Raw genomic sequence first — 13,665 nt, forward strand, 5'->3', positions numbered from 1 at the left:
CCCTGGACACCACCACCCAGCGGTACGCCGACACGCTGCACGACGCCGCCGTCACCGCCGCGGCCGGGGGCGCCGTGGCCACCGCCGTCTCCCGGATCACCGCCGACCGCCTCCCCGGCGCCCACCAGATCGTCGTGGTCTCCCCCACCGGCGCGATCCTGGCCGAGCACACGCTCGACGGCAGCACCCCGCCGCCGCGTACGGTGCTGGCCCCGCCGCCGCCCCTGGCCCGCGCCCTGGAGATCGCCCGCACCACCGGGCGCCCCGCCGCCGGGCCCGCCCATGTGCTGCCCGCCGACCTCGACCTGCCCCCGGCCCGCCGCCAGTCCGCGATCGACCTGGTCGCCCCGGTGCACGACACCGCGTTCCGCGGCTGGGTCGTCATCGCCGTGCGCGCCGGCGACCTGCTGCGCGAGTCGCTCGGCGCGAACCCGGGCGTCGCGGTCACGCTCACCGAGACGTCCGCCGGCGGGGTCACCCACCAGGTCGCCACCTACGGCGACGCGTCCGGCGCGGTGTCCCGTACGGTCGAGGTCGCCCTCGCCGGGCACGCCTGGCAGGCCGAGATCCGTCCGGCGACCGCCCTGGCCCCCTTCGCCTTCGCCGCGCCGCTGGCCATGCTCGCCGCGACCGTCGTGAGCCTGCTCCTGGCCGGCGCCGTACTGATCCTCCCGGCGGCCCGCCAACGCCCCTCCTGCTCCGGTCTAGCCTCCTCGGGTCACGATCTCACCGGTTCCGCCTCCGCCGGCCCCGCCTCTTCCTCGGGCCCGGAGTCCTCCGGTCCCGCTTCCGCCGACGCCGAGGTCGCGGAGTTCACCCGGGCGGCGAGCGAGCACCTGCACGCCCCGCTGCACACCATCGCCGGCTTCACCGAGCTGCTCCACGAGGAGGCCGGCCCGCACCTCGACGAGGCGTCCCGCGGCTTCCTCGACCGCATCGGCGCCAGCACCCGGCGCATGCTGACGCTGGTCGACGAGCTGGTCGCGTACTCCTCGGCGGGCGACACCGCCCTCAAGCCGGTCCCGGTCGACCTGACCGCCCTCGCCCTCGGCGTGGCCCTGTCCCACCCCGGCCGCCCGGCCGTCGACGTCGGCGAGCTGCCCACGGTCCTGGCCGACGCCGACCTCCTCGGCGACGTCCTCACCAGGCTCATCGACAACGCCGTCCGCTACGTCCGGCACGACACCGCACCGCGGATCACCGTCGCTGCCCGCGCGCAGGCCCCCGGCTGGTGGCGGATCGAGGTCGCCGACCGCGGCATCGGCGTGCCCGAGGACCAGCGCGCCCGCATCTTCCGGCCGTTCCACCGCGCGCCGGCCGCCGACGCGTACCCGGGCACCGGTCTCGGCCTGGCCACCGCCCGCCGCATCATCGCCGCCCACGGCGGCGACCTCGGCGTCGAGCCGAACCCGGGCGGCGGCAGCGTCTTCTGGTTCACCGTCCCGGCCACCGACCTCACGCCCGACTTCGGCCCGGAGCTGTTCGCGACGGCCGGCCCTTTCCACAACGCGTGAACGGGACATTCCGCGCGGCATAACAATTTTCCGAGATTCGTTTTTCTCGCCTACCGACAGGCGGCGACGGTATCGACAGGCGACTGTTCGCGGGATATTGACGCATGTGCAACCGGCCAGTAACAATCGCCGGGAGAGCGCTCTCAGCCATGCCGTACGGTCCCCCGCCCCGCCGTCCCTCCGTCCCCACGGAGGCCCGGCAACCCGCTTGACAGGCAGGAACATGAATCCCCCCTCGCTGCTGAAACGTCCACGCCGCGGCCCGGTCGTGCTGAGCACGGTCCTCGCCGCGGCGCTCGGCATCACCGTCGCCTCGGTCACCACCGCCGCCAGCGCCGCGGACATCCCCGTGTCCCAGGGCAAGACGGCCACCGCCTCCTCCGTCGAGAGCGCCGGCTACGCCGCGTCCGCCGCGGTCGACGGCGACACCGGCACCCGCTGGTCCAGCACGTTCGCCGACCCGCAGTGGCTCCAGGTGGACCTGGGCAGCACCCAGTCGATCAGCCAGGTCGTGCTGAACTGGGAGGCCGCGTACGCCTCGGCCTTCACCATCCAGACCTCGGCCAACGGCACCACCTGGACCGACATCACCCCGGTCACCGCGGGCAAGGCCGGCGTGCAGACCCTCAACGCCACCGGCAGCGGCCGGTACGTGCGGATGAACGGCACCACCCGGGCCACCCCGTACGGCTACTCGCTGTGGGAGTTCCAGGTCTTCGCCGGCTCGACGACCACCCCGACCCTGCCCACCTCGGACACCCCCGACCTCGGTCCGAACGTGCGCATCTTCGACCCGTCCACGCCGGCGGCGACCATCCAGTCGGCGGTGGACCAGGCCTTCAACGCCCAGCTGCGCAGCCCCACCGCGCAGTTCGGCACCCAGCGCCACGTCTTCCTCTTCAAGCCCGGCACGTACGGCCGGGTGTGGGCCAACGTCGGCTTCTACACCACCGTGGCCGGCCTCGGCCTCAACCCCGACGACGTGACGATCAACGGCGCGGTCAACGTCGACTCCGGCTGGAACTACGGCGACGAGGCCAACGCGACCCAGAACTTCTGGCGCAGCATGGAGAACCTGTCGATCGTGCCCGAGGGCGGCACCAACCGGTGGGCCGTCTCGCAGGCCGCCCCGATGCGCCGGGTGCACATCAAGGGCAACCTGACGCTGGCGCCCTCGAACCAGGACAACGGGCAGGGCTACTCCAGCGGCGGCTACCTGGCCGACTCCGTGGTCGACGGCACCGTCTCCTCGGGCTCGCAGCAGCAGTGGTACACCCGCGACAGCCGGATCGCGCGCTGGGAGGGCGGCGTCTGGAACATGGTCTACTCCGGCGTGCAGGGCGCCCCGGCGAACGCGTTCCCGAACCCGCCGCACACCACGCTGGCCACCACGCCGGTCACGCGGGAGAAGCCGTACCTCTACGTGGACAGCGCCGGCCTCTACCGCGTCTTCGTGCCCGCCGTGCGCCGCAACTCCGCCGGCGCCACCTGGCCGAACGCCGCCGGCACCTCGATCCCGATGCGCGAGTTCTACGTCGCCAAGCCCGGTGACAGCGCCGCGCGGATCAACTCCGCGCTCGCCCAGGGCCTCAACCTCTTCTTCACCCCGGGCACCTACACCCTGAACGAGACCATCCGCGTCACCCGCCCGAACACCGTGGTCACCGGCATCGGCTTCCCGACCCTGATCCCCTCCGGCGGGGTCGAGGCCCTCAACGTCGCCGACGTCGACGGGGTCAAGGTCAGCGGCCTGACCTTCGACGCCGGCACGACGAACAGCCCCACGCTGATGAGCGTCGGCCAGGCCGGTGTCCACACCGACCACGCCGCGAACCCGATCAGCCTGCAGGACGTCTTCTTCCGCATCGGCAGCAGCGTCCAGGGCAAGGCCACCACCACGCTCGCCGTGCACAGCGACGACACGATCATCGACCACATCTGGGCCTGGCGGGCCGACCACGGCGGCGCCCCCACCGGCTGGACCGTCAACACCGGCGACACCGGCCTGCTGGTCAACGGCGACGACGTGCTCGCCACCGGCCTGTTCGTCGAGCACTACCAGAAGTACGAGGTCATCTGGAACGGCAACCGCGGCAAGACGATCTTCTTCCAGAACGAGAAGCCGTACGACGTGCCGAACCAGGCCGCCTGGATCGGGCCGCGCGGCAACGGCTACGCCGCGTACAAGGTGGCCGACTCCGTGACCGACCACCAGCTGTGGGGCGGCGGCTCCTACGCCTACTTCAACGTCAACCCCAGCGTACGGGTGGACCGGGCGTTCGAGGTGCCCAACCGCTCCGGCGTCCAGCTCCGCAGCGTCCTCACCGTCTCCCTGGGCGACGTCGGCACCATCGCCAACGTCGTCAACGACACGGGCGGCGCCGTCCCCAACCCGGCCGGCAACACCACCCCGCGCAACGTCGTGGCGTACCCGTAAAACCGAGGCTCCGACGCATCACCCAGCGGCCACCGGTGCACCCCGCACCGGTGGCCGCCGCCGTTCTGCACTCTCTGTTCCCGTGGACGACCCTCGGACGTCAGGCCACGATCCGGTCACTGGCTCGGTGCCGGGGCTGATCAGCTGGCTAGGCTCGGGGGATGGTGACGCAGGCGAGCAGGCTGAAGCATGTCCGGTACGACATCCGGGGGCCGGTGCTGCGGCGTGCCCAGGAGCTGGAGAACGCGGGGCATCGCATTCTCAAGCTGAACCTGGGCAACCCGGCGCCCTGGGGCCTGGCGACGCCGGAGCCGATCGTGGCGGACATGGTGCACAACCTGGGCGCCGCCGAGGGTTACAGCGACGCGCGCGGGATCTACTCGGCGCGGGTCGCCGTGGCGCAGTACTACCAGACGCTCGGGGTGGAGGACGTCCAGCCGGACGACGTGTTCCTCGGCAACGGGGTGTCCGAGCTGATCGTGATGTCGCTGCAGGCCCTGCTCAACACCGGGGACGAGGTGCTCGTGCCCAGCCCCGACTACCCGCTCTGGACCGGGGCGGTGACGCTGTGCGGCGGCCGGGCGGTGCACTACCGGTGCGAGTCGGCGCTCGGCTGGGAGCCCGACCTGGAGCACGTGGCGTCGCAGGTCACGCCGAACACGCGGGCCATCGTCATCATCAACCCGAACAACCCGACCGGCGCGGTCTACTCGAAGGAGACGCTGCTCGGGCTGCTCGACATCGCCCGCCGGCACAACCTGCTCGTGCTGGCGGACGAGATCTACGACAAGATCCTGTACGACGACGCGCAGCACGAGTGCGCCGCCGCCCTCGCCCCCGACCTGCTGGTCCTGACGATGAGCGGGCTGTCGAAGACGTACCGGGCGGCGGGCTTCCGATCGGGCTGGATGGCCGTGAGCGGCCCCACGATCCACGCCCAGGAGTATCTCGAGGGCCTGCAGCTGCTCGCCAACATGCGCCTGTGCCCCAACGTCCCCGCGCAGCACGCCGTCCAGACCGCCCTCGGCGGCTACCAGAGCATCAAGACCCTGATCCGCCCGGGCGGCCGCCTCTACGAGCAGCGCAACCACGCCTGGGAGAAGCTGAGCGCCATCCCTGGCGTCGACGTCGTCAAGCCCCGCGGCGCCCTCTACCTGTGGGCCCGCCTCGACCCGGAGATCCACAAGATCCGCGACGACCAGCAGATGATCATCGACCTCCTGGAGCAGGAGCTGATGCTCCTGTCCCACGGCACCGGCTTCAACATGCCGACCCCCGACTACCTCCGCCTGGTCTTCCTGGCCCCCGTCGAAGTCCTCGACGACGCCACCGAGCGCCTGCGCCGCTTCCTGGAGAACTACGAGCAGTAGCGGAGCGGTCCCACGGGCCGCGCCGGGGCCCGCGGGACCGGCTCAGGCACTCGATCGGGTTCTGATCAGCGCGGCGAGCCGCACGCCTGAACGCACGACAACCCTCTAAAGTCCACGCTCGTGCCCTTCGAGCCCATCGCGGCGCGTGCGCCCCGGCGTAGCCACGTTCTCGTCCAGGACGGTGTCCGGCTGCGGGAGGAGACCTTCGGGTCCCTGGTCTACTCGCCCGAGGTGGACCGTTTCGCGGCCCTGGACCCGGACCATACCGCGCTGATCCGGGCGGCGATCGCACGCCGGGACGACGTGGACGACGACCTCTGGCCGCTCGCGGAGGGGAAGCGCACGGGCGTCCTCCGCAAGGCGCTGATCAGCGCTGATCCGCTGGTGGTGAACGTGTTCGCCACCGCGTTGTGCCCCTTGCGCTGCCGCTACTGCCACGCCGACGACCTGATGGCACCGTTCCGCGCCGGGGAGTCGGACGCCGACCTCGACGGGGTCATCGCAACGGCGACCGCGGTTCCAGCGATGACGGCAGTGGTGACGGGCGGCGACCCCATCCTGAATCCGGACCGGACCGAGCGGCTCATCAAGGCGCTGTCCCCGGCCAAGGCCATCGTGGTCGACAGCTCGGGCGCCGGCGACGTCACGCCGCTGCTGCGAGTGCTCAAGGAGGTGCGGGGGCATCTGAGGGTGTCGCTCGACAGCGCGGCCGCACCCCTGCACGACCGGCTGCGGCCGATCAACCCGGGCCTGCTGCCCCGGGGCAGCAGCTCGCATGCCCTGGCCTGGGCGACCATCGCACACGCACTCGCCGCGGATGTGCCGACCACCGTACAGACCGTGGTCTCCAGCCTTACCGAGGACGCGAAAGGCCTGCTCACCCTCGCGGAACGCCTCGCCGCCGCGGGGGTGCGGAACTGGGTGCTGCACGTCGCCGTGCCGGCGGGCAAGGCTGCCCTGCCCCGCAACCAGCACCTGCTGCCCAGCAACGGAGTGCGCGAGATGCTGGGTCACGTCCTCGAGCGGCTGGCCGCCGGCGAGCAGTTCCGCCGGTTACGCGTGCGGATCACCACGACCCACCTCAACCCCAACGCGGTCCTGCTGGTCGGCAGCAGGGGCGACCTGTACGTGGAGACGGGCTCCGGAGGCAAGAAGCGGATCACCGGCCCGACCGACGACGCCGTCGCCGTGGCCCGGCTCTTCCGCCGGCACGTCGACCGGCGGGCGCACGCCGATCGTTACCTGGGCGGGATCTCGCCGGCCGCGGGATGAGGCCGGTGGCTCAGCGTACCGGCGTGCCGGCCGGCGCCCGCCGCACGCGTCTCTCGATCATGGCGCGTTCCTGTCTGGTCGCCGACTGGTGCAGCGCCCGCGCCGGTGACAGGTCGCCCAGTCCCGGATCCGGCTCCCGCAGGTGGGCGACGATCTGCTCGGGCCGGAGCCACGCCCGCAACGCCGTGGCGATCCGCGTGACCGCCTCCAGTCTGTCCCGGGCGGCCTGGGCGGGTGCGGTCGGCAGGGAAGCCCAGCCGTCCAGCTCACCGGGGTGGGTGGCACCCGCCACGTACGCCGTGAGGTCGCGGCCCAGCAGCAGGCGGCAGTCCCCTACGAGCTGCCCCATCTCGCCGGCCCACTTCTCGGCCTCGGCCGTCGGGTACGCCATCGCTTCAGGCTAACGGTTGCGAGCGACGTGGCGCCTGGTCCGATCGGGTCAGTCCGGCTCGCCCAGGAACCAGCCGGAGATGCGCCTGGCCAGCGGCCCGGTCAGTCCCTGGTCGTCCTCCAACGCACTGAGCACGTCCTGCCAGGCGTCGAACTCGTGGCCTTCGAGCCGGGCGCCGCCGCCGTCGCGCAGGTACTCCGGCAGCAGGAAGGCATGCCGGACCAGCCAGGGCAGATATCGGTCCGGCCGGCGCCAGTTCGCGCCGCCGACGGCCTGTTCGATGTGCTCCTGCAGATCCAGGTGGTGGTCCCAGCGGATCCGCCCGGAGTCCTGACTGAAGTCGACCATCCGCGGGTGGTAGAGGTGGCGGGTCGGCTCCCCGGTGACCGCCAGGCGGTGCCGCCAGAAGGTGCGTTCGTCGTCCCCGGCGAGGGTCATGACGTCGACGATCCGGCGATCGAGCAGCAGGTGGTTGAAGAAGGACCAGAGCGCCGGAGCGGTCAGCAGCCGCTGGACGCCGGTGGTCCGCAGCATGTCGAGGATGTGCGGTGCGTGCTCCGCCGCCTCCCGCGGCTCGATGTCGGGGATGATTTTCGCCGCTCGCAGGGTCTCGTAGGCGGTCGGCTTGCGCTGGCCGTAGTACTCCTGCAGAACGGCCCACGGATCGGTCGGCCGCTCCCGCAGGGACGCCGGCCGCAGCCGCTGGCGGTCGAGCCACGCCTGCAACGGTTCGACATCCGGTTCCTGCGCCCCCGGGATCAGCCGGAACCACGCTCTGACCCGCTCCTCGAAGGCGTCCCGGGACGGCAGCAGGGTGCCGAAGTCGTCGAGCGCCAGCACCACCCGGACACCGTGCACGGACAGGGCCGCCGCGGCCATCGCCTGCACCATGTGGATCACTGAGGGCTCGCGCAGCCGTACGGGCCAGAACAGGACCTTGGGAGCGGGACTCGCGGGACGTTCCAGCCGCCAGCCGAAGCGCTTGTCGAGTTGGCGCAGCAGGTCCTCGGCCCCTGCGGCGGGAGTGCGCAGCGGCACGGCGCCCAGCGACCGGAGCAGGGCGGGCTGCTCGTAGAAGCGGGGAGGCGGCAGCTCGGGCGGCTCGGTGGCGTACTGCTCGCCGGCCAGCTGAGCCGCGAGGATCCGGAGCAGGTGATCGCTGTCGACGCCGCAGAAGAAGGTGACGGACTCGCCTCCGATGCGGTCGGCGAGCACACGGATGCGCGCGTCGGTGTCCGCGTTCTCGTCGGGGACAGCCCAGTGCACACGGGCACCGTCCGCGACGGCGGCCTGCAGCATCCGTTCGATGATCGGGTCGCCGCCGCCGTAGCCGAGGACGTAGACGGTCGCCCCGGCGAGGCGGGAACGCACCCGGTCGGCGAACTTGTCCGGCAGGTCGGTGAGCCGGTGGTCCGGCAGCGGAGCGCGGCGCTGAGCCGCATCGAGCGGGCGCCAGTAGCCGAGCAGATGGACCACGTCGACGGCGCCCGGCTTGGTCGTCGTGGCGAGCCCGTCCGACACGTACGGGGTCGTGGGCCGGACCGCCACGCCGCGACGGCGCAACGCCACCATGATGCCCGGGTCCAGGCCCGCGGTCAGCACCCGGTGCTCGAGCCGGCCGCGGAACTGCTCGACCAGCCGGCCCAGCGCGAGCAGGCCCTCGCTGAGCTGCCACGCCTCCATGTCCCGCTCCAGCCCGGCGGCGGCCTCGGCCGTCAACGGGCGCCCGGGCGGCAGGTCGGCCGGCATCCTGCCGTTTCCGCCGCGGTATCTCTCCAGGACGGCGTGTTGCACGACGAGGTCGAACTCCTCGGGCCCGATCACGTCGGCGAACGCGGCCCGGTACAGGGCGAGCCGGACCACAGGCTCGGCCGTCGCCGGGACGTGCCGCAGCTCCTCCCGCAGTTCCTCGTTGCGCTTGAGCTGAGCGATGCCGTCGGCGGCGCGCAGCAGGACGTCGTTCCACGGTGGCCGCGCGGGGGCGAGATCCGGTCCGATCAGCAGCACCAGGCGGGAGGTCCCGTCGCTCAGGTCGTGGCTCAGCCTATCGAGCAGGTCGCTCTTGCCGGCGAACCGCGCCACCGAGCCTCCTCACCGTCCTGTAGCACTCCTGGTACTCATACATACACCAAGAGCAACCATGGTCACGCGTACCCGAAGGTCGCGGGGGTGACGAGCCCGGCCACGCCGAGCGCACCCTCCGCGAGCTCCGACTCCAGCTGGCCCGGCCCCCAGCCGTGATACCCGACGAACACCCGCAGCAGCAGCCCGCTCTCCCGTACGGGCCCGGGATCGGCGGCCAGGTCGAGCACGCCGACCCGGCCCGCCAACCGGGTGAAGGAGGGCGGCACGACGGTGTCGTCATCGGGAAGCACGGCCACGCCCAGGGCGTCCCGGGGTGCCAGGGGCCCGCCGTCGAAGAGGGTCCGCGGCGACGCCACCGTGTCCGCCCACTCGGCCAGGACCGGACGCACCGGCCGTCGGGTGCCGGCGTCGAGGCGCACGGCCACAGCGCCGGTCGCGGGGCGGTGGCTCAGCACGAGGAAGCGGGTGCCGTCGGGCGTGGACAACACCTGACCGGTGTGCCCGGCCACGCCCCGATGTGCGGCGTTGCGGATCAGCGCGATCCCCGGGTTGTGGTCGCGCAGCTGCGGCTCGGGCCGCCCCTGTCGCACCAGCGCGACACGGACCGCCTGGTAGAGGGAGGTGAGGTCGAGCGGGTCGGGCGCATCGGCCAGGCCCGAGCGCATCGTGCGCAGCAGCTCGCCGGTGAAGGCGGTGTGGTCCTCGGCCGCCGGTGCGTAAGCCGTCGCGGTCCGGTTCGTCGCGACCAGCACCGCCGCCCGGTCGATGCCGACCTCGGTGGACGCGGTCATCCGCTCCAGCGCCCGCCCGGCGTAGCAGCAGTCGAGGATGACGACCCGTTGCCGGGCTGCGCTGCCGGCGACGCGCTCGCGCAGGAGGTCGTACCCGAAGGAGGTCGTGTTGAGCAGCGACTGGTCCGTCCGCTGGACGGCGAGATGCAGGCTGCCGGAGCTCGCGACCAGACCGTGGCCGGCAAAGTAGACCAGCAGCAGCCCCTCGGGACCCACCTCCGCCGCCGCGTCCCGCAGGGCCACTTCGATGTCGCTCGGCTGGCCGGCATCGATCAGCTGCCGGCAGCGCTCGGGAGGCAGGCCCCAGTAGAGGTCGTCCATCAGGAGCGCCGCGAGGTCCGTGACGTTGCGCTCCACGGCCGGCAGCCCGGGGAGCGTGTCGTACGCCGCCGTCCCGATGAGCACCGCGAACGAAGCCCCGGGATCCGCCGGCTGCGGCGCCACGGTCACGGGTCCGTCGGGTGGTCGTCAAGCTGCTGGCGCATCCACGCGGCCAGATCGTCGATGTCACGGATCGCGGCCGTGTCCACCTCGATCTCCTTGTCCCCCTGCCGGATGCGCAACCGGGTGCGGCGCATCGACAGCCGGGCAGTCACCCACCCCGCCGCCCCGGTGATGACTGCTGCGGCCGTCGCCTTGTCGGTGACCGTGGCGAGCAGCGCGTCCACGATTCCCGCGCCCGGCATGGTCTCCGCCGGTACCGGCGTGTGCCGCTCGGTGATCCGGACCCCGCGCAGCTCCGGCGAGTCGGCCAGCCACCGGCGCAGATCACGCAGCTCCGTCTCGTCGGGACTGTCCGGCACGGTGAACCAAATGTCCGCCATGCCGCCAGCGTAGAAGCCCGGCGCACGGACCGTGACTCAGGCGGGGCTCTCGCGGCCGTTCTCGTCGAGGGTGTGGGTGTCCCAGTAGGTGTCCCACTTGTCGCCCACGTGGGTGGGGGTCTTGCCTTCGGGGTAGCGGACGTAGCCCGCGGGCGGCTCCTCGCCGTCGGGGACGCAGGCGCCGCCGGTGGTGCTGTTGACGGCCTTGACCGGGTATTCGCCGTTGCCGCACATCGCGTCCGGGCCCCAGCAGCCGCTCAGCGTCAGCAGGACCATCGTGCTCGCCAGAAGGATTCGCATGGCGGTGAGTCTGGTCGGCGGGCGGCCGGCGTGGATCCGTACGCGTACTCAGAGCGGCTTGTGGAAAACCAGCAACTCGCACGGTACGGCGAGCCGGGGCGCGAGCTCCGGATGGTCGTCGGCCAGCGACGCGGTGCCCACCCGGGCGTAGCCGATGCGGGTGTACCAGGTGCGGAGGAACTCCTTGACGGGGTGTTCGCCCGCCAGGGGCACGAGCAGCTCCAACTGCATCGTCGTGGCGCCGGCCGCACGGGCGTGGTCCTCGGCGAAACGCACCAGTTCCCGGCCCACCCCGCCGCCACGCTGCCGGGGGTCGGCCGCGAGCATGCCGAGCTGGCCGAGGCCGGGGGCGAGCTGCCGGACGCGTACGGTGCCGATGATGGTGTCCGCACGGCGGGCGACCGCGAGCTGGCCCTGGGCGGCGAGCCCGGCCATCTCCTTCGCCGTGGTGCGGCCGGCGTTGTCGCGCCAGAGGCCCTTCTCGCCCTCGAGGTAGGCCTGGTTCACGATCTCCGTGAGCCGCGTGACAATGGTCGCATCGGGCGCCGCGGGCAGCATGCTGATCTCCACGTCCTCCATTCTGACGGCATGGACTTCGCGACGCTGCCCGCCGACAACCACACCCACAGCGAGTGGTCGTGGGACGCGCCCCGCGGCTCGATGGCCGGCTCGTGCGCGCGGGCCGTGGCGCTGGGCCTGCCGTCGATCGCCTTCACCGAGCATCTCGACTTCACGGTCTGGACGATCTCGGCCGCGGACGCCGCCGCGCACGATCATCTGGCCGGGCTGGTCACGCCGGAGGGGACGCTGACTCCCCCGGTCTTCGACACGGCGGGCTATCTGGCGGCGATCGAGGAGTGCCGGGCGCGCTTCCCGGGGCTGCGCATTCTCAGCGGCGTGGAGGTCGGCGAGGCGCACTGGCACGCCGACGCCGTGGCGCGGGTGCTGGAGGGCGGCCGGTTCGACCGGGTCATCGGGTCGCTGCACTGCCTCCGCTCCGGGGAGGGCTTCAGCGAGCCGTGGGCGCTCATGCCGCACCGCGATCCCGCCGGCGTCGTACGGGAGTATCTCGCAGGGGTCGTCGAACTGGTCGAGGGCAGCGACGCGTTCGAGGTGCTCACCCACGTCGACTACCCGCTGCGGTCGTGGCCCGCGTCGGCCGGGCCGCTCGACGTGACGGTGTTCGAGGAGGAGTACAGGCTCGCGCTGCGGGCCACGGCGCGGGCCGGCCGGGCACTGGAGATCAACACCCGGCGGCCGCTCGACGCGACGATCCTGCGCTGGTGGCACGAGGAGGGCGGCGGCGCGGTGAGCTTCGGCAGCGACGCGCACGTGCCCGAGCAGGTGGCGCGCGGCTTCCGGGAGGCGGCGGAGATGGCGGCGGCGCACGGTTTCCGGCCCGGCTCCCGCCCGTACGAGCTGTGGGCCCGCAGTTGATCTAATATGGACTGTTCCGCTCTTGGTCATTGGTGGGGCACACTCGGCGGCATGCCGTTCCTCAACGTGGTCGATCCGGCATTCAGCTTCACCGCGCCGGAGGTCTTCGCCGCTCAAGAGGCGTCCTGGTACGCCGACACACCGATCGGTGCCGTCGTGCTCCGGCACGCCGAGGCCCACGAGCTGCTCCGCGACCGCCGCCTCGACCACGGCGGCGACGGCTACCTGCGCACCAACGGGATCACGTCGGGACCGATCTACGACGGGTGGGTCCCGATGATCGTCATCACGACGGCGCCGACCACCGGCGGCTGCGCGGCCTGGTGCACCGATCCTTCACGCCGCGCATGGTCGACCAGCTGCGCCCCTTCATCCGGGCCAGGACGGCGGAGCTCGCCGGGACCCTCGACGGCGCCGACTTCGTGGCGGCCTTCTCCAACCGGCTGCCGCTGGCGGTGATGTGCGAGCTGCTCGGCGTGCCGGCCGAGGACTACGACGTCTTCAGCCAGTGGACCGGCGACATCGGCATGATCTTCGGCCTGGCCGCGGGCGGGGACACGGCCGCGCGGGTGGAGCGGGCCGTCGCGGGCCTGACCGGTTACGTCGACAAGCTGATCGATCAGCGGGTCGAGCACCCGGCCGGCGACCTCATCTCCAGCATGATCGCCGCCTGGCGTACGGATGACACCGTCACCCGCGACGAGGTCCGCAACCTCCTCGTCACCCTCGTCTTCGGCGCCCACGACAACACCCGCGACCAGTTCTCCAACGCCCTGGTCGCCTTTGCCGAGCACCCCGGCCAGTGGACCGTCCTGCGGGACCGCCCGGAGCTCGCCGGGCGAGCCGTCGACGAGGCCATGCGCTGGCGCCCCTCCGCCTCGACCGTGCTGCGCCGCTCGATCGAGGACTTCGAGTACGGCGGCCTGCCCCTCCCCGCCGGCACCCTGCTCACCGTGGCCGTCCAGATCGCCCAGCGCGACCCCCGCGCCTATCCCGGCGGCGACGTCTTCGACATCACGGCCATTCGCGAGGCGCCGCTGCTGCAGTTCGGCGCCGGCCCGCACTACTGCCTCGGCTCGGCCCTGGCCCACGCCGAGCTGGAGGAGGCCCTGCCGATCCTCGCCCGCCGCCACGGCCCGCCCGCCATCGCCGGCAAGGTCACGTGGCGCCCGGCCATCGGCATCCACGGGCCCGACGAGCTGCCGCTGACCTTCGGTTAGGGTCTGTCCTGTCGATCATGGCGC

The 13,665-nt window shown here is 72.4% G+C and carries 12 protein-coding genes; 6 read left to right on the forward strand and 6 right to left on the reverse strand.

Features of this window, described 5'->3' with window-relative positions:
* From RBH18_RS39185 to RBH18_RS39200, 4 genes are all read left to right on the forward strand, one after another.
* A partial coding sequence (locus RBH18_RS39185; protein ID WP_306215575.1) for a sensor histidine kinase occupies positions 1 to 1,514 on the forward strand: 1,514 nt, incomplete at its 5' end.
* A gap of 223 nt (positions 1,515 to 1,737) precedes the next feature.
* Positions 1,738 to 3,951: a discoidin domain-containing protein gene (locus RBH18_RS39190; RefSeq protein WP_306215576.1), complete on the forward strand. Its 2,214-nt coding sequence runs from the start codon at positions 1,738 to 1,740 to the stop codon at positions 3,949 to 3,951.
* Between the two features lie 161 nt (positions 3,952 to 4,112).
* Positions 4,113 to 5,321, forward strand: a complete 1,209-nt coding sequence (locus RBH18_RS39195) for a pyridoxal phosphate-dependent aminotransferase (protein WP_306215577.1) — start codon at positions 4,113 to 4,115, stop codon at positions 5,319 to 5,321.
* Positions 5,322 to 5,441: 120 nt separating this feature from the next.
* The gene (locus RBH18_RS39200; RefSeq protein ID WP_306215578.1) at positions 5,442 to 6,593 is read left to right on the forward strand and encodes a radical SAM protein; all 1,152 of its coding nucleotides are present in this window, start codon (positions 5,442 to 5,444) and stop codon (positions 6,591 to 6,593) included.
* Positions 6,594 to 6,603: 10 nt separating this feature from the next.
* Here the strand turns inward: RBH18_RS39200 and RBH18_RS39205 are convergent, their stop codons facing one another.
* From RBH18_RS39205 to RBH18_RS39230, 6 genes are all read right to left on the reverse strand, one after another.
* Complete coding sequence (locus RBH18_RS39205; RefSeq protein WP_306215579.1) at positions 6,604 to 6,984, reverse strand: hypothetical protein; 381 nt, start codon at positions 6,982 to 6,984, stop codon at positions 6,604 to 6,606.
* A 48-nt stretch (positions 6,985 to 7,032) separates the two neighbouring features.
* The gene (locus RBH18_RS39210) at positions 7,033 to 9,066 is read right to left on the reverse strand and encodes an SIR2 family protein (RefSeq protein WP_306215580.1); all 2,034 of its coding nucleotides are present in this window, start codon (positions 9,064 to 9,066) and stop codon (positions 7,033 to 7,035) included.
* A gap of 62 nt (positions 9,067 to 9,128) precedes the next feature.
* Positions 9,129 to 10,304 (reverse strand): YqgE/AlgH family protein, encoded by a 1,176-nt coding sequence (locus tag RBH18_RS39215; RefSeq protein WP_306215581.1) that lies wholly within the window; start codon positions 10,302 to 10,304, stop codon positions 9,129 to 9,131.
* 2 nt (positions 10,305 to 10,306) lie between these two features.
* Complete coding sequence (locus RBH18_RS39220; RefSeq protein ID WP_306215582.1) at positions 10,307 to 10,684, reverse strand: effector-associated constant component EACC1; 378 nt, start codon at positions 10,682 to 10,684, stop codon at positions 10,307 to 10,309.
* Positions 10,685 to 10,720: 36 nt separating this feature from the next.
* Complete coding sequence (locus tag RBH18_RS39225; protein WP_306215583.1) at positions 10,721 to 10,984, reverse strand: SCO0607 family lipoprotein; 264 nt, start codon at positions 10,982 to 10,984, stop codon at positions 10,721 to 10,723.
* 48 nt (positions 10,985 to 11,032) lie between these two features.
* Positions 11,033 to 11,563, reverse strand: a complete 531-nt coding sequence (locus tag RBH18_RS39230; protein ID WP_306215584.1) for a GNAT family N-acetyltransferase — start codon at positions 11,561 to 11,563, stop codon at positions 11,033 to 11,035.
* Between the two features lie 9 nt (positions 11,564 to 11,572).
* Between RBH18_RS39230 and RBH18_RS39235 the strand changes: the two genes are divergently transcribed.
* Both RBH18_RS39235 and RBH18_RS39240 read left to right on the forward strand, forming a co-directional pair.
* Complete coding sequence (locus RBH18_RS39235) at positions 11,573 to 12,421, forward strand: PHP domain-containing protein (RefSeq protein WP_306215585.1); 849 nt, start codon at positions 11,573 to 11,575, stop codon at positions 12,419 to 12,421.
* Positions 12,422 to 12,687: 266 nt separating this feature from the next.
* The gene (locus tag RBH18_RS39240) at positions 12,688 to 13,641 is read left to right on the forward strand and encodes a cytochrome P450 (protein WP_306215586.1); all 954 of its coding nucleotides are present in this window, start codon (positions 12,688 to 12,690) and stop codon (positions 13,639 to 13,641) included.
* The last annotated feature ends 24 nt before the right edge of the window (positions 13,642 to 13,665 follow it).

Origin of the sequence: Actinoplanes oryzae, assembly GCF_030757795.1 — a bacterium.
Lineage (GTDB): Bacteria > Actinomycetota > Actinomycetes > Mycobacteriales > Micromonosporaceae > Actinoplanes.